Consider the following 22,269-nt stretch of genomic DNA (forward strand, 5'->3'; position numbering starts at 1 on the left):
TTGTTGTTCAGTATCACTCAAAGTGCAGCGATCAGCCCGTGATCATTGGCAGGTCGAGGCCTTGCTCTTTGGCGCAATCGACGGCGATGTCGTAGCCGGCGTCGGCATGGCGCATAACGCCGGTGCCTGGGTCGTTGGTCAGCACGCGGGCGATGCGCTCGGCGGCTTCATCGGTACCGTCGCAGACGATGACCATACCCGAGTGCTGCGAGAAGCCCATGCCTACGCCGCCGCCGTGGTGCAGCGACACCCAGGTGGCGCCGCTGGCGGTGTTGAGCAGGGCATTGAGCAGCGGCCAGTCGGAGACGGCGTCGGAGCCGTCACGCATGGCTTCGGTTTCGCGGTTGGGGCTCGATACCGAACCGGAGTCCAGGTGGTCGCGGCCAATCACGATCGGCGCCGACAGCTCGCCGCTGCGGACCATTTCGTTGAACGCCAGGCCCAGCTTGGCGCGCAGGCCCAGGCCGACCCAGCAGATTCGCGCTGGCAGGCCCTGGAAGCTGATGCGCTCGCGGGCCATGTCCAGCCAGCGGTGCAGGTGGGCGTCGTCGGGGATCAGTTCTTTGACCTTGGCGTCGGTCTTGTAGATGTCATCGGCTTCGCCAGACAGCGCGGCCCAGCGGAACGGGCCTACGCCGCGGCAGAACAGCGGGCGGATGTAGGCCGGTACGAAGCCTGGGAAGTCAAAGGCGTTGGCCACGCCCTCTTCTTTGGCCATCTGGCGAATGTTGTTGCCGTAGTCGAAGGTCGGGATGCCCTGCTTTTGGAAGTCGAGCATGGCCTGTACGTGTACGGCCATGGACTGTTTGGCGGCCTTGACCACCGCAGCCGGTTCGGTCTGCGCGCGGTCGCGGTACTGCTCCCAGGTCCAGCCGGCCGGCAGGTAGCCGTTGAGCGGGTCGTGGGCGCTGGTCTGGTCGGTGACCATGTCCGGACGCACGCCACGCTTGACCAGCTCAGGCAGGATTTCAGCGGCGTTACCGTGCAAGGCGATAGAGATGGCCTTGCCTTCGGCGGTGTACTTGGCGATGCGCGCCAGGGCGTCGTCGAGGTCGTTGGCCTGCTCGTCGACGTAGCGGGTTTCCAGACGGAAATCGATGCGGCTCTGCTGGCATTCGATGTTCAGCGAGCACGCGCCGGCCAGGGTCGCGGCCAGTGGCTGGGCGCCGCCCATGCCGCCGAGGCCTGCGGTCAGTACCCACTTGCCTTTGAGACTGCCACCGTAGTGCTGGCGGCCGGCCTCGACGAAGGTTTCGTAGGTGCCCTGGACGATGCCCTGGCTGCCGATGTAGATCCAGCTGCCGGCGGTCATCTGGCCGTACATGGCCAGGCCCTTGGCATCCAGTTCGTTGAAGTGTTCCCAGTTGGCCCAGTGCGGCACCAGGTTGGAGTTGGCGATCAGTACGCGGGGGGCGTTGCTGTGGGTCTTGAACACGCCGACCGGCTTGCCCGACTGCACCAGCAGGGTTTCGTCGTCTTCCAGGCGGGTCAGGGTCTCGACGATCTTGTCGTAGCAGGCCCAGTTGCGGGCAGCGCGACCAATACCACCGTAGACCACCAGTTCTTTAGGGTTTTCGGCGACCTGCGGATCGAGGTTGTTCATCAGCATGCGCAGTGGCGCTTCGGTCAGCCAGCTTTTGGCGGTCAGCTTGTTGCCACGTGGGGCACGGATTTCAACGTCACGGTATTTGTTGTTGTCGGTCACGGGAAGGGTCCTCTGCGGTCGTCCGCGGGCAGGTGTGTCGTGGTCAATATACAAACACACCTTTACTTGTATGTACAAGCATGGACAACCAAATTTTTCCTTCCAGAATGCAAAGGGGCCGCTGCGCGACCCAATCGCCGGCAAGCCGGCGATTGGGCTGCACAGCAGCCCCAGTTACACGGCAATGAGATCAGTGCGCTGTCAGCTCGATCAGGCAAATACGCCCCTGAACCTCCAGCCCCAGCAATTCATCGTTACCCTCAAGCCGCAGGCAGTCATACAACCCCAGCCGCTGCATCTCACGCCCCGCCATTGCCACTTCGACCTGGCTACTGGCCGCAAACAACAACAGCGTCGACGCCGAGCTGAACAGCCGGTGGGTACCATCGAACCACTGCAACCGCGCCCGATAGCGCTGCGGCGAATAGATCAGGTTGAAATCACGAATCGCCCCACCTAGCAGCTTGCAACTGACCTGGCTCTCGCCGGCAAACGCAAAGGCATCGAACGGCAACAGCGGCCGACTGGCCTGGCCATCGACCAACAGGCGCATGCCATCGCCCTGCAGCACGGTGATGATCCGCTGGTAACCGGCGAACGACGAGAATCCGCCTGACTCTTCGATATCGGCAATCGACAAACGCCAGCCGAACCCGTCGAGGCCCTCGCCGCTGTCGCGGGTGATTTCCTCGGTGAAGCCCCCGCCGTTCTTCCACGGCATGCGCGGGTACCCCTGCGCACGCAACACCTGCATCTGGCTCATTTGCTGAAACGTCCTTCAAGGCGATGACGGGAACCGGGGTGGATCAACCGCGCAGCGGTGACCGGCTGGCGACCGGACCAGGTGCGGCGGCGAATCAGCAGGCATGGCTCGCCCCGCTCGATCTGCAGCAGCTGGCACTCGTGCGGCTCGGCCAGGATCGCCTCGACCACGTGCTCACCCTCGGTCAACGGCGCGACCTGGGACAAGTAGGCGTAAGGCGTCTGCCGGGTGAAATCCTGCTTGAGGTAATCAGGGGCGATCGCTGCGTTGACGTAGCGGTCCTCGATTTGCACAGGGATACCATTCTCGTAGTGCACGATCAGCGAATGGAACACCCGCTGGCCTTCGCGCATGTCCAGCGCCAGGGCGCGCTCGGAGCCGGCCGCTTCTTCGGTAAGGGTGATCACCTGGCAGCTATGCTGGTGGCCACGCCCGGCAATTTCGTCGGCGATGTTGTTGACCTCGAACAGCGCCGAGCGGCTCTTGGGCTCGGCGACGAACGTGCCGACCCCTTGCATGCGCACCAGCAAGCCTTCGGCCGTGAGCTCACGCAGGGCGCGGTTGATGGTCATGCGGCTGAAGCCCAGTTGGCTGACCAGTTCGCTTTCCGAAGGGACCCGGTGATGAGGCGGCCAGCTGCCGTTGTCGATGTGCTGGATGATCATCTGTTTGACCCGCGCGTACAGCGGCGCCGGGCCCTCGCCCATCTGGGCAACCAGCGCGGAGACAGGAGGTGTCGGCACGGCGTTGGATCCTTGTGCGATTGAATGAGCGGTAGCTTGCCGCAGTTTACCCGGCAGGCAAACGCCTGTATATGTATATACAAGTTAACAATAACAGGATTTCACCGATGTCCGCCTACTTCGCCGAACGTGCCCTGCTGCCCAATGGGTGGGCCAGCAATGTCCGAATCGAGGTCGCCAGTGATGGCAACGTGGCCCGTATCGAGCCCGATGCTTCGGCCGAAGGCGCCGAACGGCTGTCCGGCCCGCTGCTGCCGGGCATGCCCAACCTGCATTCCCATGCGTTTCAACGCGCCATGGCGGGGCTGGCGGAAGTGGCGGGTAACCCCAACGACAGCTTCTGGACCTGGCGTGACTTGATGTACCGATTGGTGGGCCAGATCACCCCGGAGCAACTGCAGGTCATCGCGCGTCAGCTGTATATCGAGATGCTCAAGGCTGGCTACACCTCGGTGGCCGAGTTCCACTACGTCCACCACGACCAGGCTGGCAAGGCCTACGCTGACCCTGCCGAACTGTCCCGGCGCATCAGCGCGGCGGCAGCCAGCAGCGGCATCGGCCTGACCCTGCTGCCAGTGCTCTACAGCCACGCCGGCTTCGGCGGCCAGGCTCCGAACGAAGGGCAACGGCGGTTCATCAACTCCACCGAGCAGTACCTGCGCCTGCAGGCACAACTCGCCCCCCTGCTGGCCGCGCAGCCGGCACAGCAGCTGGGCCTGTGCTTCCACTCGCTACGGGCGGTCACGCCAGGGCAGATCGCCCATGTGCTGGAGGCTGGCAGCCCGCACAGCCCGGTGCATATCCACATTGCCGAACAACAGAAGGAAGTCGACGACTGCCTGGCCTGGAGCGGCCGCCGCCCGCTGCAGTGGCTGTACGAACATGTCGACGTGAACGCGCGCTGGTGCCTGGTGCATGCCACCCATGCCGAAGCCGATGAAGTTACCGCCATGGCCCGCAGCGGCGCGGTGGCAGGCCTGTGCCTGACCACCGAGGCCAACCTGGGCGACGGTATCTTCCCGGCGGTGGATTACCTGGCACAAGGTGGGCGCATGGGCATTGGCTCGGACAGCCATGTGTCGCTCAGCGTGGTGGAGGAGCTGCGTTGGCTGGAGTATGGCCAGCGGCTACGCGATCAACGGCGCAACCGGTTGCACCGCAGCGACCAACCGATGGTCGGCCGCACGCTGTATGACGCGGCCTTGAGCGGCGGCGCCCAGGCGCTTGGCCAAGCGGTCGGCGAGTTGGCAGTGGGCAAGCGAGCCGACTGGCTGGTGCTCGACGGGCAGGACCCGTACATCGCCACGGCAAAGGGCGATGCGATTCTCAACCGTTGGCTGTTCGCGGGCGGCGATCGCCAGGTGCGCGATGTGATGGTCAACGGGCAATGGGTAGTGCGCCAGGGGCGCCATGCGCAGGAAGAGGAAAGCGCGCGGGCGTTCGTCGAGGTTCTGCGTCAACTGCTGAATTGAGGGTAGGCGCAGCCTTGTGCTGCGAAGAGGCCGGTATTTCTCCAACATTTGCTGAATGCCTACCGGCCTCTTCGCAGCACGAGGCTGCTCCTACACGCACAGCGTGAATGGCATCAATGAGACTTGACGATCTGCTGGTCAGCCGTGCGCCAGATCAGTCGGCTGGTGTCATACCCCTGCTGCCGCGCCTTGGCCAGCAAGCTCTCGCGCTGCCAGGCTGGCAGGCTCGGTGTGCGGGACAGGATCCACAGGTATTTGCGGTCCGGGCTGCCGACGATCGCCGTGTGGTAGCGGTCGTCCACGTACAGAATCCAGTACTCGCCTTTGGCCACACCCGGCACCAGGCGCGTGAACCAGTTATCGAACTCAACCCAAAGCTTGTCGGTATGCCCCGGCTCCTGGATGCTGGCATGCCCCTCGGCGCGCAGCCATTCATCACCGATCGTGCGGCAGCGATTGAGCACGCCAAACGTGCCGTCCTGCTTGAGGTTGTAATGCGCCTCGGACTGCTCGCAGCCCTCCTGGTAACGCATCGGCAGGCGCGCCAGCTCGTACCATTTGCCCTGGTAGCGCTTGAGGTCGACATTGCCGGCGGTTTTCGGCGCCAGCGGGTCATGTGCAGACGTGGCGCAGCCGCCCAGCAGCATCACCAGGCACAACCCCAGTAGCAGGTGGACACGCCTCATTTGAGGCCCTGCCCTGAATACATCAGCACCTTGTCGGCCGCGTATTGCACGCTGATAAAGCTCATCTCGTCCCCCCAGGTACAGCTGCTCATGCCCAGTGCGCCAGAGCACTCGGTGGGCGTGCCGAGCAGTTGCTCGACCTCGGCCTTGTTCATACCGGCCTTGAGCTTGGAATAGTTTTCCTGGTTGATCTTGCTGCACGCGGTCAGAACGACGCACAAGGACAACAGGGCGAGGGAACGCAACGACATGAAGGACACTCCTGAACAGGGGATACAGGCGAGTGGCCTGCAGTGACCTTCGACGGGAAAATCCCTCCCTGGTTCCCTGCCCTCCCCCCTTTTCACCTACACCATTGGTCGGCTGGCCGAGGGCAGGCACAAAAAAACCGCGCCTGCAGATGCACGCGCGGTTTTTGTGTCGCGACAGGCCTGCGCAGCAGGCCCAGCGGCAATCAGAACCTGGAGCCAGGTTCCAGCAAAAAGTCCATCTCTTCGCTGGTGCTCGGCCGCTCCAGCATCAGGTTGCGGTGCGGGAAGCGCCCGAACCGGGCAATCACCCGCTGGTGCTGCTCGGCGTAGTCGAGGAACCCCTCGAACAACCGGCGATTGGCCTCAGGTTGCTCGTCCAGCAGCACTTGGTAACGCTCGACGCACAGGTTTTGCCAGTCCAGCACCTCGGCATGCTCCAGCACCAGCAGCACGAACACCCGCTGGATCGGCAGCAACTGGTAATCCCAGCCTTTTTGCAGGCCCTGCATGGCCACCACCTGGGCACGCCGGTCGCCCTCGAAGGCACGCGGCGTGTCGCGGTAGATCATGCGAGGCAGCTGGTCCAGCAGGATCAGCAGGCCGAGCCAGCCTTGCGGGCTCTGTTGCCACTCTTCGAGCCCGCCCGCCAGGGCGTGCTCGACCAAGTCGCCAAACAGCGCCTGGGCCTCGGCATCGTGATGCTTGCCGAACCACAGCGTGCTCTTCTCGTCAGCCACGGCCTGGGGACTGGTGCCCCAACCGAACCACCACTCCAGCAACGGCTGCCAAGGTGCGAGCATGACTTACTCCTTGTGATACGCGGTGACGCGCTCGACCTCTTCCTTCGAGCCGAGGATGACCGACACGCGCTGGTGCAGGCTCTCTGGCTTGATGTCGAGGATACGATCGTAACCATTGGTGGATGCGCCGCCAGCCTGCTCGATGATGAACGACATCGGGTTGGCTTCGTACATCAGGCGCAGCTTGCCCGGCTTGCTCGGGTCGCGAGCGTCACGCGGGTACATGAACAGACCGCCACGGGTCAGGATGCGGTGCACGTCGGCGACCATCGAGGCGATCCAACGCATGTTGTAGTTCTTTTTCAGCGGACCGGTTTCACCGGCCAGCAGTTCGTCCACGTAACGCTGTACCGGGGCTTCCCAGTGGCGCTGGTTGGACATGTTGATGGCGAATTCGGCGGTGGTGGCCGGTACCTGGATGTTTTCGTGGGTCAGGACGAAGCTGCCCAGTTCGCGGTCCAGGGTGAAACCTTTGACGCCATTGCCCAGGGTCAGGATCAGCATGGTCTGCGGGCCGTAGATGGCATAACCGGCAGCAACCTGCTCGGTGCCTGGCTGCAGGAACGCTTCTTCGTTGAGGCTTTCGTTCTGGCTCAGGTACTGGTTAGGGCAACGCAGAACCGAGAAGATGGTGCCGACCGAAACGTTAACGTCGATGTTCGACGAGCCGTCCAGCGGGTCGAAGACCAGCAGGTAGGCGCCTTTCGGGTATTTGCCCGGGATCTGGTAGGCGTTGTCCATTTCTTCGGACGCCATGCCGGCCAGGTGGCCGCCCCACTCGTTGGCCTCCAGCAGGATGTCGTTGGAGATAACGTCCAGCTTCTTCTGTACTTCGCCTTGCACGTTTTCGGTGCCCATGCTGCCCAGTACGCCGCCCAGGGCGCCTTTGGACACGTGGTGGCTGATCTCTTTGCACGCGCGCGCCACCACTTCGATCAGGAAGCGCAGATCGGCAGGGGTATTGTTGCTGCGGGTCTGCTCAATCAGATAGCGACTCAGGGTAACGCGGGACATGTATGGCTCCGAAATGGAAAGGGGGAGAAAAACCCCCGCAGTTTACAGGGAGAGTGCGATGCTAGCGAGTGATGAGACTCGCCTGGGCTGTCTGACGGCACAATAGGTCGGTAGTTCAGCCTTTGCCAGGCCGGCTGTCGACTGGGGCTGGTGTGCGCCCCATTCGCGGGCAAGCCCGCTCCCACAGGTTTTGCGCAGCCTTCAAGGCAACGCAAAACCTGTGGGAGCGGGCTTGCCCCGCGAATGGGCCGCACCGCGGCCCCAATGCTCAATCCAGTGCCTTCCAGATCTCGCCCGCATACTCCCGGATGGTCCGGTCCGACGAGAACCAGCCCATCTTTGCCGTATTCAGCACCGCCATCCGCCACCATTCCTGCGGCGTATGCCACAGCTCCTCGACCCGCCGCTGAGCATCCCAGTAGGCATCGAAATCGGCGCACACCAGGAAGCGGTCATAGGCCACCAGCCCATCGATCAACCCGGTATAGCGCGATGGGTCATCAGGCGAGAACACCCCGCTGCGAATCGACTGAAGCACGTCGTTCAAGCGGCTCGACTCGGCAATTGCCACACTGGCGCCAAAATCCCCCGCTCGCCGCCGCGCCTCGACCTGCTGCGCCGTCAGGCCAAAGATGAACATGTTGTCGGCCCCCACGTGCTCGCACATCTCGACGTTGGCGCCGTCCAGTGTGCCGATGGTCAACGCGCCATTGAGGCCGAACTTCATATTGCTGGTACCCGATGCTTCATAGCCGGCCGTGGAGATCTGCTCGGACAGGTCCGCCGCCGGGATGATGCTTTCGGCCAGGCTGACGTTGTAGTTGGGCAGGAACACCACCTTGAGCAGGCCGCGCACGGTCGGGTCGTTGTTCACCACCCGGGCGATGTCGTTGGCCAATTTGATGATCAGCTTGGCCTGGTGATAGCTGGCCGCAGCCTTGCCGGCGAAAATTTTCACCCTCGGCACCCAGTTGGTGCCCGGGTCGTTGCGTATGGCCTGGTACAAGGCCACGGTGTGCAACAGGTTGAGCAGTTGGCGCTTGTATTCGTGGATGCGCTTGACCTGCACATCGAACAGCGCCTCCGGGTTGACCGTCACGCCGATACGGTCCTGGATGATGCTGGCCAGGGCGCGTTTGCTGTGCAGGCGCTGGGCGGCGAATTGCTTGCGGAAGCTGCTCTTGTCGGCAAACGGCACCAGGTTGGCGAGCAACCCTTCCGGGTCATCCTTGAGCTCCGGGCCGAGCGCCTCGACCAGCATTTCGGTCAATTGCGGGTTGGACTGGTACAGCCAGCGCCGGAACGTGATGCCGTTGGTCTTGTTGTTGATCCGCTGTGGGTAAAGCTTGTGCAGCTCGGCGAACACCGTGCTCTTCATCAACTTGCTGTGCAGTGCCGATACGCCGTTGACGCTGTGCGACCCCAGAAACGCCAGGTTGCCCATGCGTACCCGGCGGCCGTTTTCTTCTTCGATCAACGACACCGCCCGCAGCACGTCGAAGTCGTGCAGGCCTTTCGCGCGCAGGGCGTCGATATGGTAGGCGTTGATCAGGTAGATAATCTGCATGTGCCGCGGCAGCATGCGCTCCATCAACGCCACCGGCCAGGTTTCCAGCGCCTCAGGCAGCAGGGTGTGGTTGGTGTAGGCCAGGGTGCCGACGGTCAGCTCCCAGGCCTTTTCCCACGGGATTTCATGCTGGTCGACCAGCAGGCGCATCAACTCGGCCACGGCAATCGACGGGTGCGTGTCGTTGAGCTGGATGGCCGCCGCATCGGGCAGGTTGAGCAAGTCCTTGTGCATGTTCAGGTGGCGCCGCAGCAGGTCCTGCAGCGAGGCCGAAACGAAGAAGTATTCCTGGCGCAGGCGCAGCTCCTGGCCGGCTTCGGTGCTGTCGGCCGGGTAGAGAACCCGCGAGATGCTCTCGGCACGGGCCACTTCGGCGACCGCGCCCAGGTGGTCACCGGCGTTGAAACGCTCCAGGTGCAGCTCTTCCAGCGCCCGGGCACGCCACAGGCGCAAGGTGTTGACGCTGGCGCCACGCCAGCCGACCACCGGCGTGTCATAGGCCACCGCCCGTACCGTCTCGCCTGGCCACCAGACTTGCCGTTGCTGGCCGTGGGTGTCTTGCACCGTTTCGACGCTGCCGCCGAAACTGATCGGGTAGATCACCTCGGCGCGTTCGAACTCCCAGGGGTTGCCAAAATCCAGCCAGTTTTCCGTCTGCTCCTGCTGCCAGCCGTCGACCACCGCCTGGCGAAACAGGCCGTGCTCGTAGCGGATGCCGTAGCCGTGGGCGGCGATGCCCAGGGTCGACATGCTTTCCATAAAGCAAGCGGCGAGCCGCCCCAGGCCACCGTTGCCCAGCGCCGCATCCGGCTCGAGCAGGCGGATACGCTCCAGGTCGACGTCCAGGCCATCGAGGGCTTCACGGGCGATGTCCAGCAAGCCAAGGTTGCTCAGGCTGTCGTACAGCAGCCGCCCGATGAGAAATTCCAGAGAAAGGTAATACACCCGCTTTTGACTGCGCCGGTAGGCCTGACGGGTGTGATCCATCCAGTGATCGACCATGTGATCACGCGCGGCCAGGGCAATGGCTTCGAACCAGTCATGGTCGAAGGCATGCTCGGGGTCCTTGCCGACCGCGTAGGTCAGCTTATCCAGTACAGCGGCGCGAAAATCGGCCACCTCGGCGTCACGTGCTTTGGGTTCCTGGGACATGCGGCATCCTCGGGCAAGTTGACGAATACGGAGGGAGAGTGAAGAGACTAGACCCTTCGACAGGGACTTACCGTTCCTGTTCGCAGTTTTCATGCCTGAACACTGAATCAGCACCATGAATCAGGCAAAAGGTTGTTCACAAATTGAACAACTCCGGTATCATCGCGCGCCCCAAGCCCGTGATTCACCCCCATAACGATGAAAACGACCCTGATCGCCGCCGCCGAAGTCGACCGCCTGGAGACTTGGCAGCGCTATGCCAGCCACATGTGCGGTGGCTGCCACTCGACCTGTTGCACCCTGCCGGTGGAGGTGAAGATCAAGGATCTGATCCGCATTGGCGTGGTAGACGAGTTCGAAAAAGACGAACCGCCCAAAAACGTAGCCAAACGCCTGCAGAAGGAAGGCATCATCGAACGCTTCAACCAGAAGTCAGGCATTTTCACCCTGACCCGGATGAGCAACGATGACTGCATGTACCTGGATCGTAAGAGCCGGCTGTGCACCATTTATGACAAGCGCCCGGACACCTGCCGCAACCACCCCAAGGTCGGGCCGCGGCCGGGGTATTGTGCCTACAAGCCGAAGGCAGTAATACGTTGACTGATTGCCTGCGGGTCTCCACTCGCAGGCTTGCCAACTAAAGCCGGACAAGGCGTTTCAATACTTGCGGATAAACGCTCTAATTTCCAATACGCCCTTGGAAAAGCTCACGCCGATAGCGCACAACCGTAGCCAACGCGACTGCAGCCACCCCAATCGACGTGAGCACCATGAGAAAGACTTTGAAATTGATGGATTCATTATTCCAAGCAATCACTTGCTGATTGAATCGATCATCATAGAGGACACGCCCGTACAGGGTCGAAAGCCCACGCACCACACTACCACCCTCCTGCCGCTCAACAGTGAGCAGAACCTTTGAGTTGATCCGGAGCCCCGACTGCTCGTACAACTCCCAGTACGTGTATATAGGCTTACCCTCGCGCTTACCGTCCAGTTTGTAAGCAACGCTAAAATGCACTAACGACCGATTATGCTCCCAACTGTTCGGATGGCCGGACACTCGCCCTTCAATGATTATCAGCTTAGCTACATCAGGTGCCGTGTACTCCTTCAACTGACTGACATATAGCGCAACAAACACGACCATCGTGATAACGACAATCGAGAGTAACTTAACCCGCGCAAGAGGATGGGACACCCTTAACAACTCAATAAATCCTGATATTGAATGCACCCACCCCTCCACAAACGCTCATTAAAGTATAGTCTTCCTACACCTATCAGTGATACCTGTCCACCCCGAAACTATTTCCTCCAGGCTCAATGATTTGTATAGGGCCAATATCGACACTCCACCCTGGCGACTCAGGCAACGGAAAGATAAGAGGACCGCCGCCTCCACTGATCCCTTCAATGTACCCACCCCCGCCGCCCCCAACAATTTCGTATTGATGGAGAGGTTCACTTCCAAGTGCAACACTCTGCGAATCCGGGTCCCACCGTTGATACAAATTATTAGCCACGTCGGAATTCAACATTCCCAGCGCGTTAGCGCCTACACCTACTGCAGTGAAAACGCCCGCGACAGACCCAGCACCGGCAAGCAAGGTAATTCCGCCGACAATTCCAGCAACATTTACAACCAGGCTTAGCACATCGCCGTTCTCAAAGGTCTGATCGGTACGGTACTGAGCGGTAATTTTCAGGAGCACGGTGGTTGCGGCAAGCGTATTTGTTTTTATGTTGAGGAGGGGAGTAAAGCCAGCAAAAAACTAGACCATTAAAAGGTCCTCGCACACTTGGAAGGTATGCTCACGTGAGCCTCCCCCCACAGCCTCGACGCGCTGAAATATCAATCACTTCAACGATCGCAAACCTCATCTATTTTGCAACCCCGCTCACTGGCACATCAGAAACTAGAAGCGCACAATTAATTCAGATTATGCTTACTCATAAAATAGAGGCAGCGCACCGGAGAAATATAAATCGGACCTTACTTACGAGCATGCATACGGCAAAAAAAAACGCCCCCGGCCTTTCGACCGGGGGCGTTTTCATTCAGCCACAGCTAAATCAGCTGTTCTTGGCTTTCTTGGCAGCGCGGGTACGCTCGCTTTCGTCCAGGATCTTCTTGCGAAGACGGATGGACTTCGGCGTGACTTCGCACAGCTCGTCTTCCTGGATGTATTCCAGAGCCTGTTCCAGGGTGAAGCGAACAGGCGGAACCAAGGCGATGACTTCGTCTTTACCCGAAGCACGCATGTTGTCGAGCTTCTTGCCCTTGGTAGGGTTGACGCCCAGGTCGTTGTCGCGGCTGTTCTGGCCGATGATCTGACCGTTGTAGATCTCTTGACCGTGCTCGACAAACAGCTTGCCACGCGCCTGGAGGGTTTCCAGCGAGTAGGTCAGCGCCTTGCCGGTTTCGACCGAAACCAGTACGCCGTTCTGACGGCCGGACATGTGGCCGGACTTCACGGTGTCGTAGCGATCGAAGATCGAAGTCAGGATGCCCGCACCGTTGGTCAGGGTCAGGAACTGGTTACGGAAACCGATCAGACCACGCGCCGGGATGTTGTATTCCAGGCGTACACGGCCCTTGCCATCCGGAACCATGTTGGTCAGGTCGCCTTTACGCAGACCCATCTCTTCCATGACCTTGCCCTGGGCTTCTTCAGGGATGTCGATGGTGACGTTTTCGAACGGTTCCTGCTTAACGCCGTCCACTTCGCGGATGATCACTTCTGGGCGGCCCAGGGCCAGCTCGAAGCCTTCGCGACGCATGGTTTCGATCAGTACCGAGAGGTGCAGCTCACCACGGCCCGAGACTTTGAACTTGTCTGGGGAGTCGGTTTCTTCAACGCGCAGGGCAACGTTGTACAGCAGCTCTTTGTCCAGACGGTCCTTGATGTTACGGCTGGTGACGAACTTGCCTTCCTTGCCGCAGAACGGCGAGTCGTTGACCTGGAAGGTCATCGAAACGGTAGGCTCGTCAACGGTCAGCGGCTTCATCGCCTCAACGGCAGTCGGGTCGCACAGGGTGTCGGAGATGAACAGCTCGTCGAAACCGCTGATGCAGACGATGTCGCCAGCTTGGGCTTCTTCGACATCGACGCGGTGCAGGCCGTGGTGGCCCATCAGCTTGAGGATACGGCCGTTACGCTTCTTGCCGTCGGCGTCGATAGCGACAACCGGGGTGTTCGGCTTGATGCGACCACGGGCAATACGGCCAACACCGATCACACCCAGGAAGCTGTTGTAGTCCAGAGCGGAGATCTGCATCTGGAACGGGCCGTCACGGTCAACAGCTGGCGCTGGAACGTGGTCAATGACCGCCTGGTACAGGGCAGTCATGTCTTCGCCCATTTCGGTGTGGTCCAGACCGGCGATGCCGTTCAGGGCCGAGGCGTAGACGACTTTGAAGTCCAGCTGTTCGTCGGTGGCACCGAGGTTGTCGAACAGGTCGAAGATCTGGTCCAGAACCCAGTCAGGACGCGCGCCCGGACGGTCAACCTTGTTGATCACGACGATTGGCTTCAGGCCAGCTTCGAAGGCCTTTTTGGTCACGAAGCGGGTTTGCGGCATCGGGCCGTCTTGAGCGTCGACCAGCAGCAGCACGGAGTCGACCATCGACATTACACGCTCAACCTCGCCACCGAAGTCGGCGTGGCCGGGGGTGTCGACGATGTTGATGTGGTAGCCGTTCCAGTTGATGGCGGTGTTTTTCGCCAGAATGGTAATACCGCGCTCTTTTTCCTGGTCGTTGGAGTCCATGACGCGCTCGTCGTTGAGCTCGTTACGCTCCAGAGTGCCGGACTGACGCAGGAGTTTGTCGACCAACGTGGTTTTACCATGGTCAACGTGGGCGATGATGGCGATGTTACGCAGATTTTCGATCACAAGTGTATCTCGATCAGAGGATTCGGTTGCCGCCTAGTCTAGGCGACCAATATGTAAGGTATAAGGCTCAGCAGGCCCGGTGGTCGGGAGGGCGATGGCGGATGCTGCCGCCATACAGCCCTGGCGTCTTATGCCGGACGATAAACACGCACATTGGCATGTCCCTCACTGAGCAGGTGGTGTGCGTGCAGTCGGCTCATCACACCCTTGTCGCAATACAGCAGGTACTGGCGTGTTTCATCCAGCTGCTTGAAGCGACTATTAATTGCATAAAATGGCATCACCTGGACTTCGATGCCCTCGATCACCAGGGGTTCGTCTTCCTGGGCATCGGGGTGACGGATGTCGATGACGATCTGGCCAGGCAGCGCTTCGCGCACTTCTTCCACCTCGACGTCCTTGCCCAACTCGTCGATCACGTGGTCGATCGAGATGAACTTGGCGCGTTCGAGGGCGCGCTCCAGCACGGCCATGTCGAATTGCTTCTCTTCATGCTCCATGCGGTGACGCTTGGCGTGGGTGGTCGGGTTTACCGAGATCACGCCGCAGTATTCAGGCATGTGCTTGGCGAAGTCGGCGGTGCCGATTTCGGTGGCCTGGTCGATGATGTCCTGCTTGTGGCTGGCCAGCAGCGGGCGCAGCACCAGCTTGTCGGTCGCCGAGTCGATGATCGACAGGTTCGGCAGGGTCTGGCTGGAGACCTGGGAAATCGCCTCGCCGGTGACCAGCGCGTCGATCTGCAGGCGGTCGGCCATATGGGCGGCGCCGCGCAACATCATGCGCTTGAGGGTCACGCCCATGTAGCTGTTGTCGACCTTGTTGAGGATCTCGCCGACCACTTCTTCGAACGGCACGCTGATGAACAGCACGCGCTGGCTGCTGCCGTACTTTTTCCACAGGTAGTGGGCAACTTCCATCACCCCCAGTTCGTGGGCACGGCCGCCGAGGTTGAAGAAGCAGAAGTGGGTCATCAGGCCACGGCGCATCATCTGGTAGGCCGCCACGGTGGAGTCGAAGCCACCGGACATCAGTACCAGGGTTTGCTCCAGAGCGCCCAGCGGATAGCCGCCGATGCCCTGATGCTGGTTGTGGATCACGTACAGGCGCTGGTTGCGAATTTCGATGCGCACCAGGACTTCCGGGTTCTTCAGCTCGATGCCGGCGGCGCCGCACTGCTGACGCAGCTGGCTGCCGACGTAGCGGTCGACGTCCATCGACGTGAAGTCATGGTGGCCGCCGCGCTTGCAGCGTACGGCGAAATGCTTGCCCGCCAGCAGGTGACCGAAGTGCTGCTTGCACTTCTCGACGATGTCGTCGAAGTCGCCGAGCGGGTATTCCTCGACCTGCAGGAAGTGGGTGATACCCGGCGTGCAGGTGAGGCGCTCGATCATCTCGCGCTGGACCTTCTCGTCTTCGACGCGGGTGACCACTTCGAGATTGTCCCAGACACCATCGACCGCGAGCTCAGGATCCAGATCCTTGAGCACGTTGCGGATGTTCTTGCCGAGCTGACGGATGAAGCGCTTGCGCACCGGCCGGCTCTTGATGGTGATTTCTGGGAAGACTTTGACGATAAGTTTCATTGGTTAACAGCGCGCGCAGGGCCTGCCGAAAATGAGGGGCGCGAATTATATCGGAAATTGCTCAGGATTTGACCAACTTTTGATCAGAAGCTTTGAGATAAATGCCAGGCCGGGGTTTTGGGGCGCCTGTTACGGCCCTTTCGCGGGTAAACCCGCTCCTACAGGGGATTGCTCAGTCTTCGAAATCCCTGCGGTCCCTGTGGGAGCGGGTTGACCCGCGAAGAGGCCCTCAAAGAAAGCACAACACTAAGCGCGTGCACACTATTGGTGCACCTATCCTAATAACCGCATCTTAAGGGTGCACTTTTCCCCGCTACCCTGTCGCCAGATGCCCGCAAACGCCCTCTTTTATCCCGCCCTCGCCATTTTCGGGCACTGGCATGCAATTTGCTCCCTTGTGAGGCAGGTAAGCTTGGCCGACTATCCGCGCCCGGCAACACCCTTTTTCCAGGGCAGCGGCCCACCGCGCTCTAGACCATCCGGAGGACAACATGTCGAAGTCGGTTCAACTCATCAAAGATCATGACGTCAAGTGGATTGATCTGCGTTTCACGGACACCAAAGGCATTCAGCACCACGTGACCATGCCGGCGCGTGATGGCCTGGACGAAGATTTCTTCGAAGTCGGCAAGATGTTCGACGGTTCCTCCATCGCTGGCTGGAAAGGCATCGAAGCTTCCGACATGATCCTGATGCCGGTCGATGACACCGCCGTGCTGGACCCGTTCACCGAAGAGCCGACCCTGATCATCACCTGCGACATCGTCGACCCGTCGAGCATGCAGGGCTACGATCGCGACCCACGCGGCATCGCCAAGCGCGCCGAAGAGTACCTGAAGAGCACCGGCATCGGTGACACCGTATTCGCCGGCCCAGAGCCTGAGTTCTTCATCTTCGACGAAGTGAAGTTCCAGTCGGACATCTCCGGCTCGATGTTCAAGATCTTCTCCGAGCAAGGCTCGTGGATGACTGGCGCTGACGTGGAAGGCGGCAACAAAGGCCACCGTCCTGGCGTCAAAGGCGGCTACTTCCCAGTTCCGCCGTTCGACCACGACCACGAAATCCGTACTGCCATGTGCAACGCACTGGAAGAAATGGGTCAGACCGTTGAAGTTCACCACCACGAAGTGGCGACTGCCGGCCAGAACGAAATCGGCGTCAAGTTCAACACCCTGGTGAAGAAGGCTGACGAAGTACAGGCCCTGAAGTACGTCGTGCACAACGTTGCCGACGCCTACGGCCGTACCGCCACCTTCATGCCGAAGCCACTGTACGGCGACAACGGCTCGGGCATGCACGTGCACATGTCGATCTGGAAAGACGGCAAGAACACCTTCTCGGGTGAAGGCTATGCCGGCCTGTCCGACACCGCCCTGTACTTCATCGGCGGTATCATCAAGCACGGTAAGGCCCTGAACGGCTTCACCAACCCGTCGACCAACTCCTACAAGCGTCTGGTTCCAGGCTTCGAAGCCCCGGTGATGCTGGCCTACTCGGCGCGCAACCGTTCCGCCTCGATCCGTATTCCGTACGTCGGCAGCCCGAAAGCCCGCCGTATCGAAGCGCGCTTCCCGGACCCATCGGCCAACCCGTACCTGGCCTTCGCGGCCCTGCTGATGGCTGGCCTGGACGGCATCCAGAACAAGATCCACCCAGGCGATGCTGCCGACAAGAACCTGTACGACCTGCCGCCTGAAGAGGCGAAAGACATCCCGCAAGTCTGCGGCAGCCTGAAAGAGGCCTTGGAAGAGCTGGATAAAGGCCGTGCGTTCCTGACCAAGGGCGGCGTGTTCTCCGACGACTTCATCGATGCCTTCATCGAGCTGAAGAGCGAAGAAGAGATCAAAGTCCGTACCTTCGTGCACCCGCTGGAATACGAGCTGTACTACAGCTGCTGATCTGATCGGCGCCTGGCGCCGATGACGTGATCAAGACGGCCTCCTTTGGGAGGCCGTTTTTATTTTCGCACATGCGAATCAGACGCCCCCTACAAGCAAACCCCGGTCGAGTGCGCACACTCAGCTCTCCACGCCAATAAGGAGAACACCATGCGCCTTGCCCTCCCCGCACTACCCTGCCTCTCACTCGCCCTGCTCGGCTGCAGCGCTTCCACACCCTACGAAGCTGAATTCGCCCCACTGCTTGCCAACATCGAATACCGCTTGGACTTGGCCACCTCAGTCGCCCTGCACAAGTATGATCACAACCTGCCGGTAGAGGCGCCCGCGCGCGAGCAACAGGTCATCACCCAAGTGCGCCAACAGGTTGCCGACCATGACCTCAGCCCTGATCGCGCCGCTGCCTTCTTCAGTGACCAGATCGAAGCCAACAAACTCGTCCAATACGCCCTGCTTGACCGCTGGACCACGCTGGGGCAAAGGCCGTCAGCCGAACCTCTGGACCTGGTTGATCAACTGCGTCCGCGCCTGGACAAACTGCAGGCCACCCTGTTGTTCGAACTGGGCCGCTTTGACCGGCAGCCCCCGACCGACTGCGCTCGCAAGCTCGCTGACGCGCTGAACAGCCGGACCAATGACCCGCTACGCCACCTTGCCATGGTTCGCGCTACCGGGCAGCTGTGCCCTAAACGCTGAATACAGCAATGCTCTATATTGGTGCATAACTGCCAAGAGTGCTCTGCCCTGCGGCCCAAAACAGGTCGCAGCGAGCGCTCGAACAGCGCTTTCTGATCCGAATCAGCGCAAATTCAGGGCTTTCTCAGGTTAATCCGCTTCTTTTCGGAGCCTTGGTTTGTTTCTTGCATTTTCCTGGCATCAGCGGATCCACAGCGCGCCCGGCTCTGGCCACCTAGTGCCAGGCAAGCGCCAAAAGAGGTCAACGACGCCTTATGACCATCAGCGATGCACAGCACCGTCTGCTTCTGGACAACCTGACCACCGCCACGCTCCTGCTGAACGCCGAGCTGCGCCTGGAATACATGAACCCGGCGGCAGAAATGCTGTTGGCCGTCAGTGGCCAGCGCAGCCATGGGCAGTTCATCAGCGAGCTGTTCACCGAGTCGACCGAGGCGCTCAGCTCGCTGCGCCAGGCGGTTGAACAGGCGCACCCGTTCACCAAGCGCGAGGCGCAACTGACCTCGCTGACTGGGCAGACCATCACCGTCGACTACGCTGTCACGCCGATTCTGCACCAGGGCCAGACCCTGCTGCTGCTCGAGGTGCACCCGCGCGATCGGCTGCTGCGCATCACCAAGGAAGAAGCCCAGCTGAGCAAGCAGGAAACCACCAAGATGCTGGTGCGTGGCCTGGCCCACGAGATCAAGAACCCGCTCGGTGGCATCCGCGGCGCGGCGCAGCTGTTGGCCCGCGAGCTGCCTGAAGAGGGCCTGCGCGACTACACCAACGTGATCATCGAAGAGGCCGACCGCCTGCGCAACCTGGTCGACCGCATGCTGGGCTCGAACAAACTGCCCTCGCTGGCGATGACCAATATCCACGAAGTGCTGGAGCGGGTCTGCAGCCTGGTGGACGCCGAAAGTCAGGGCTGCATCACGTTGGTGCGCGACTATGACCCAAGCCTGCCGGATGTGCTGATCGACCGTGAGCAGATGATCCAGGCGGTGCTGAACATCGTGCGCAACGCCATGCAGGCGATCAGCTCGCAGAACGAACTGCGCCTGGGCCGCATCACCCTGCGCAGCCGTGCGCTGCGCCAGTTCACCATCGGCCATGTGCGCCACCGGCTGGTGGCACGCGTCGAGATCATCGACAACGGCCCGGGCATCCCGTCGGAACTGCAAGACACCCTTTTCTATCCCATGGTCAGCGGGCGCCCGGACGGTACCGGGCTGGGCCTGGCCATCACCCAGAACATCATCAGCCAGCACCAGGGCCTGATCGAGTGTGAAAGCCACGCGGGCCATACCGCCTTCTCGATCTACCTGCCTCTGGAACAAGGAGCCACCGCCTCATGAGCCGAAGTGAAACCGTATGGATCGTCGACGATGATCGCTCCATCCGCTGGGTCCTGGAAAAAGCCCTGCAACAGGAAGGCATGACCACCCAGAGCTTCGACAGCGCTGATGGCGTGATGGGCCGCCTGGCCCGCCAGCAACCGGATGTGATCATTTCCGACATCCGCATGCCGGGCACCAGCGGCCTTGACCTGCTGGCCCAGATCCGCGAACAGCACCCGCGCCTGCCGGTCATCATCATGACCGCCCACTCCGACCTCGACAGCGCTGTGGCGTCTTACCAGGGCGGCGCCTTCGAGTACCTGCCCAAGCCGTTCGACGTGGACGAGGCGGTGTCGCTGGTCAAGCGCGCCAACCAGCATGCTCAGGAGCAGCAAGGCCTCGATGTGCCACAAGCCCTGGCCCGCACACCAGAGATCATCGGCGAAGCGCCGGCGATGCAGGAGGTGTTCCGCGCCATCGGTCGCCTGAGCCACTCCAACATCACGGTACTGATCAACGGTGAGTCCGGCACCGGCAAAGAGCTGGTGGCGCATGCGTTGCACCGCCATAGCCCGCGTGCGGCGTCACCGTTCATTGCCCTGAACATGGCAGCCATCCCCAAAGACCTGATGGAGTCCGAGCTGTTCGGCCACGAGAAAGGCGCCTTCACCGGTGCGGCCAACCTGCGCCGCGGCCGCTTCGAGCAAGCCGACGGCGGTACGTTGTTCCTCGACGAGATCGGCGACATGCCCGCCGACACCCAAACCCGCCTGCTGCGGGTGCTGGCCGATGGCGAGTTCTACCGGGTGGGTGGCCACGTGCCGGTCAAGGTGGATGTGCGCATCATTGCCGCCACCCACCAGAACCTGGAGTCGTTGGTGCAGGCTGGCAAGTTCCGCGAGGACTTGTTCCACCGGCTCAATGTGATCCGCATCCACATTCCGCGCCTGGCCGACCGCCGCGAAGATATCCCTGCGCTCGCCCGCCACTTCCTCGCACGGGCCGCGCAAGAGCTGGCGGTGGAGCCAAAACTGCTGAAGCCGGAGACCGAAGAGTTCATCCGCAACCTGCCGTGGCCGGGCAACGTGCGGCAGATGGAAAACACCTGCCGCTGGATCACCGTGATGGCGTCCAGCCGTGAAGTGCTGATCGGTGACTTGCCACCCGAGTTGCTGAACCTGCCGCAGGACGCCGCCCCCGTGACCAACTGGGAACAGGCGCTGCGCCAGTGGGCGGACCAGGCGCTGGCCCGTGGCCAATCGAACCTGCTCGACAGTGCGGTGCCCAGTTTCGAACGGATCATGATCGAGACCGCCCTCAAGCACACGGCGGGGCGGCGTCGGGATGCGGCGTTGTTGCTGGGCTGGGGGCGCAATACCTTGACGCGCAAGATCAAGGAGCTGGGGATGAATGTCGCCGGCGGAGATGAAGACGACAGCGAAGACCATTGAGTTGTACGCAGATCATTAAATACGGGGCCGCTTTAGAGCGGCCCTTTTTATTTCCGCCGCCATGCACCGATCCTGTGCCCTCTGCACCGCACGAAGGCACAAAAACCCTCAAAACCTGGCAAAAAAGCCCTGAAAGCCAATGTTTCCGGGTTTTGCAAAACTGGCACGCCCCCTGCAATAAGTCCTGTATCTCCCGTTTCGGGGTCCTCGGTACAGGCAGGCCGGGAAAACCCCTCTTTTATTTGCAGTAGCGCAAGTTTTGGGGACCCTGGTACAGGCAGGCCGGGACATCCCCTCTTTTATTCGTGCAGCCTCACCTGTACACGCCAACGCCCAGCGTCCTCTGCACCGGCCCACTCGCCGTGCAGGGGGCGCGCGGCCACCACCGTCAGCAACAGCCCCTCCTCGCTTTTCTGCACACGCCAACCTACGGGTTTGCCCTGCAGGCTCAATTGCCCCCGCTGGGCCTTGCCCTGGGCCTCGAACAGCACGGCTACCGTCCCCTCGACGTTCTCGCCATGCAGCTTCGGCTCTTCGTTGAACCACAGGTCGAGCCCGTCCTGCACCACCTCGACCTGCTCCAGCACCCGCTCATCGGGGGTGGTCAGGCGGCCGATCATCAAGCCCACCATCAGGCCAACAATGGCCAGCGATAGCATCACCCGTGGGAAGGCCTTCGAACGAAGGTCCGGTTCAGGGGTAGAATGCTCGTCATCTTCACGCCTGGAGCCGTGCATGTTTCACGTCATCCTTTTTCAACCAGAAATTCCGCCGAATACCGGCAACATCATTCGCCTCTGCGCCAACAGCGGTTGCCACCTGCACCTGATCGAGCCCATCAGCTTCGAACTGGATGACAAGCGCCTGCGCAGGGCGGGGCTGGACTACCACGAGTATGCCACGCTCAAGCGCCACGAGAGCCTGGCCGGATGCCTGGAAAGCCTGGGTAACCCCCGGCTGTTCGCCTTCACCACCAAGGGCTCGCACCCCTTCCATGAAGTGGCTTACCAGCCGGGCGACGCCTTCCTGTTTGGCCCCGAAAGCCGCGGCTTGCCAGCCGACGTGCTGGACAGCCTGCCGGCCGAGCAGCGCTTGCGCCTGCCGATGCGGCCGGGGTGCCGCAGCCTGAACCTGTCCAATACCGTGGCGGTGACGGTGTATGAGGCCTGGCGGCAGAACGGGTTTGCCGGAAGCTGATGCATTGGCAGGAACGGCCTCTTCGCGGGGCAAGCCCGCTCCCACAATGTGGACTGCCCCGCGAAG

General features: G+C 61.3%; 19 protein-coding genes. 7 read left to right on the plus strand and 12 right to left on the minus strand.

Going from position 1 to position 22,269, the window contains the following annotated elements; genetic code table 11:
- Positions 1 to 31: 31 nt before the first annotated feature.
- From hutU to hutC, 3 genes are all read right to left on the minus strand, one after another.
- Complete coding sequence (gene hutU, locus LOY53_RS24800) at positions 32 to 1,705, minus strand: urocanate hydratase (RefSeq protein WP_027592395.1); 1,674 nt, start codon at positions 1,703 to 1,705, stop codon at positions 32 to 34.
- Positions 1,706 to 1,895: 190 nt separating this feature from the next.
- Entirely contained in the window at positions 1,896 to 2,468 is a 573-nt protein-coding gene (locus LOY53_RS24805; RefSeq protein WP_252826089.1) for a HutD family protein, read from the minus strand.
- Positions 2,465 to 3,175, minus strand: a complete 711-nt coding sequence (gene hutC, locus LOY53_RS24810; RefSeq protein WP_172960436.1) for a histidine utilization repressor — start codon at positions 3,173 to 3,175, stop codon at positions 2,465 to 2,467. The genes LOY53_RS24805 and hutC overlap by 4 nt, the downstream gene beginning before the upstream one ends.
- 143 nt (positions 3,176 to 3,318) lie before the next feature.
- Here hutC and LOY53_RS24815 point away from each other — a divergent pair, with 143 nt between their 5' ends.
- The gene (locus LOY53_RS24815) at positions 3,319 to 4,683 is read left to right on the plus strand and encodes a formimidoylglutamate deiminase (RefSeq protein ID WP_258703392.1); all 1,365 of its coding nucleotides are present in this window, start codon (positions 3,319 to 3,321) and stop codon (positions 4,681 to 4,683) included.
- A gap of 113 nt (positions 4,684 to 4,796) precedes the next feature.
- On the opposite strand, the gene LOY53_RS24820 is transcribed toward LOY53_RS24815, so the two are convergent.
- The 5 genes from LOY53_RS24820 to LOY53_RS24840 form a co-directional block, all read right to left on the minus strand.
- Positions 4,797 to 5,369 carry a lipocalin family protein gene (locus tag LOY53_RS24820; RefSeq protein ID WP_099455575.1) on the minus strand — a complete coding sequence of 191 codons (573 nt, stop codon included), beginning with the start codon at positions 5,367 to 5,369 and terminating at the stop codon, positions 4,797 to 4,799.
- Positions 5,366 to 5,620, minus strand: coding sequence for an outer membrane protein assembly factor BamE (gene bamE / locus LOY53_RS24825; RefSeq protein ID WP_252826091.1), 255 nt, complete (start codon positions 5,618 to 5,620; stop codon positions 5,366 to 5,368). Before bamE ends, LOY53_RS24820 begins: the two co-directional genes overlap by 4 nt.
- A 203-nt stretch (positions 5,621 to 5,823) precedes the next feature.
- Entirely contained in the window at positions 5,824 to 6,420 is a 597-nt protein-coding gene (locus LOY53_RS24830) for a DUF924 family protein (protein ID WP_252826092.1), read from the minus strand.
- Positions 6,421 to 6,423: 3 nt separating this feature from the next.
- Positions 6,424 to 7,434: a class 1 fructose-bisphosphatase gene (locus tag LOY53_RS24835; RefSeq protein ID WP_027592388.1), complete on the minus strand. Its 1,011-nt coding sequence runs from the start codon at positions 7,432 to 7,434 to the stop codon at positions 6,424 to 6,426.
- A 268-nt stretch (positions 7,435 to 7,702) separates the two neighbouring features.
- Complete coding sequence (locus LOY53_RS24840) at positions 7,703 to 10,153, minus strand: glycogen/starch/alpha-glucan phosphorylase (protein ID WP_027592387.1); 2,451 nt, start codon at positions 10,151 to 10,153, stop codon at positions 7,703 to 7,705.
- 198 nt (positions 10,154 to 10,351) lie between these two features.
- On the opposite strand from LOY53_RS24840, the gene LOY53_RS24845 reads away from it, so the two are divergent.
- Positions 10,352 to 10,756, plus strand: coding sequence for a YkgJ family cysteine cluster protein (locus tag LOY53_RS24845; RefSeq protein WP_252826093.1), 405 nt, complete (start codon positions 10,352 to 10,354; stop codon positions 10,754 to 10,756).
- Between the two features lie 79 nt (positions 10,757 to 10,835).
- Here LOY53_RS24845 and LOY53_RS24850 read toward each other — a convergent pair whose 3' ends face one another.
- From LOY53_RS24850 to thiI, 3 genes are all read right to left on the minus strand, one after another.
- The gene (locus LOY53_RS24850; protein ID WP_258703393.1) at positions 10,836 to 11,357 is read right to left on the minus strand and encodes a hypothetical protein; all 522 of its coding nucleotides are present in this window, start codon (positions 11,355 to 11,357) and stop codon (positions 10,836 to 10,838) included.
- Positions 11,358 to 12,232: 875 nt separating this feature from the next.
- On the minus strand, positions 12,233 to 14,056 hold the full coding sequence (gene typA, locus LOY53_RS24855) for a translational GTPase TypA (protein WP_027592386.1): 1,824 nt from the start codon (positions 14,054 to 14,056) through the stop codon (positions 12,233 to 12,235).
- A 128-nt stretch (positions 14,057 to 14,184) separates the two neighbouring features.
- Positions 14,185 to 15,639 (minus strand): tRNA uracil 4-sulfurtransferase ThiI, encoded by a 1,455-nt coding sequence (gene thiI / locus LOY53_RS24860; protein ID WP_027592385.1) that lies wholly within the window; start codon positions 15,637 to 15,639, stop codon positions 14,185 to 14,187.
- Between the two features lie 491 nt (positions 15,640 to 16,130).
- Between thiI and glnA the strand changes: the two genes are divergently transcribed.
- The 4 genes from glnA to ntrC all read left to right on the plus strand — a co-directional run bounded on the left by glnA (position 16,131) and on the right by ntrC (position 21,006).
- Positions 16,131 to 17,537, plus strand: coding sequence for a type I glutamate--ammonia ligase (gene glnA / locus LOY53_RS24865; RefSeq protein ID WP_008095432.1), 1,407 nt, complete (start codon positions 16,131 to 16,133; stop codon positions 17,535 to 17,537).
- A gap of 150 nt (positions 17,538 to 17,687) precedes the next feature.
- Positions 17,688 to 18,233 (plus strand): gamma subclass chorismate mutase AroQ, encoded by a 546-nt coding sequence (gene aroQ / locus LOY53_RS24870; RefSeq protein ID WP_252826095.1) that lies wholly within the window; start codon positions 17,688 to 17,690, stop codon positions 18,231 to 18,233.
- 254 nt (positions 18,234 to 18,487) lie between these two features.
- Positions 18,488 to 19,573 (plus strand): nitrogen regulation protein NR(II), encoded by a 1,086-nt coding sequence (gene glnL, locus LOY53_RS24875; RefSeq protein ID WP_027592384.1) that lies wholly within the window; start codon positions 18,488 to 18,490, stop codon positions 19,571 to 19,573.
- A complete protein-coding gene (gene ntrC / locus LOY53_RS24880; RefSeq protein ID WP_027592383.1) occupies positions 19,570 to 21,006 on the plus strand; it encodes a nitrogen regulation protein NR(I) in 1,437 nt (478 codons plus the stop codon). Before glnL ends, ntrC begins: the two co-directional genes overlap by 4 nt.
- A gap of 299 nt (positions 21,007 to 21,305) precedes the next feature.
- On the opposite strand, the gene LOY53_RS24885 is transcribed toward ntrC, so the two are convergent.
- A complete protein-coding gene (locus LOY53_RS24885) occupies positions 21,306 to 21,743 on the minus strand; it encodes a hypothetical protein (RefSeq protein ID WP_027592382.1) in 438 nt (145 codons plus the stop codon).
- Between LOY53_RS24885 and trmL the strand changes: the two genes are divergently transcribed.
- The gene (gene trmL, locus LOY53_RS24890) at positions 21,742 to 22,203 is read left to right on the plus strand and encodes a tRNA (uridine(34)/cytosine(34)/5-carboxymethylaminomethyluridine(34)-2'-O)-methyltransferase TrmL (protein ID WP_099455580.1); all 462 of its coding nucleotides are present in this window, start codon (positions 21,742 to 21,744) and stop codon (positions 22,201 to 22,203) included. The two genes, LOY53_RS24885 and trmL, sit on opposite strands and share 2 nt — an antisense overlap.
- The last annotated feature ends 66 nt before the right edge of the window (positions 22,204 to 22,269 follow it).

The organism is Pseudomonas sp. B21-031, assembly GCF_024748985.1.
Lineage (GTDB): Bacteria > Pseudomonadota > Gammaproteobacteria > Pseudomonadales > Pseudomonadaceae > Aquipseudomonas > Aquipseudomonas kermanshahensis.

Coding starts and splice junctions, on each gene's coding strand:
- LOY53_RS24815 (WP_258703392.1), top strand. CDS start 3,319: ATGTCCGCCTACTTCGCCGAACGTGCCCTGCTGCCCAATGGGTGGGCC.
- LOY53_RS24840 (WP_027592387.1), bottom strand. CDS start 10,153: ATGTCCCAGGAACCCAAAGCACGTGACGCCGAGGTGGCCGATTTTCGC.
- ntrC (WP_027592383.1), top strand. CDS start 19,570: ATGAGCCGAAGTGAAACCGTATGGATCGTCGACGATGATCGCTCCATC.
- LOY53_RS24885 (WP_027592382.1), bottom strand. CDS start 21,743: ATGCACGGCTCCAGGCGTGAAGATGACGAGCATTCTACCCCTGAACCG.
- thiI (WP_027592385.1), bottom strand. CDS start 15,639: ATGAAACTTATCGTCAAAGTCTTCCCAGAAATCACCATCAAGAGCCGG.
- LOY53_RS24845 (WP_252826093.1), top strand. CDS start 10,352: ATGAAAACGACCCTGATCGCCGCCGCCGAAGTCGACCGCCTGGAGACT.
- glnA (WP_008095432.1), top strand. CDS start 16,131: ATGTCGAAGTCGGTTCAACTCATCAAAGATCATGACGTCAAGTGGATT.
- LOY53_RS24835 (WP_027592388.1), bottom strand. CDS start 7,434: ATGTCCCGCGTTACCCTGAGTCGCTATCTGATTGAGCAGACCCGCAGC.
- LOY53_RS24830 (WP_252826092.1), bottom strand. CDS start 6,420: ATGCTCGCACCTTGGCAGCCGTTGCTGGAGTGGTGGTTCGGTTGGGGC.
- glnL (WP_027592384.1), top strand. CDS start 18,488: ATGACCATCAGCGATGCACAGCACCGTCTGCTTCTGGACAACCTGACC.
- bamE (WP_252826091.1), bottom strand. CDS start 5,620: ATGTCGTTGCGTTCCCTCGCCCTGTTGTCCTTGTGCGTCGTTCTGACC.
- LOY53_RS24820 (WP_099455575.1), bottom strand. CDS start 5,369: ATGAGGCGTGTCCACCTGCTACTGGGGTTGTGCCTGGTGATGCTGCTG.
- trmL (WP_099455580.1), top strand. CDS start 21,742: ATGTTTCACGTCATCCTTTTTCAACCAGAAATTCCGCCGAATACCGGC.
- LOY53_RS24805 (WP_252826089.1), bottom strand. CDS start 2,468: ATGAGCCAGATGCAGGTGTTGCGTGCGCAGGGGTACCCGCGCATGCCG.
- aroQ (WP_252826095.1), top strand. CDS start 17,688: ATGCGCCTTGCCCTCCCCGCACTACCCTGCCTCTCACTCGCCCTGCTC.
- hutC (WP_172960436.1), bottom strand. CDS start 3,175: ATGGGCGAGGGCCCGGCGCCGCTGTACGCGCGGGTCAAACAGATGATC.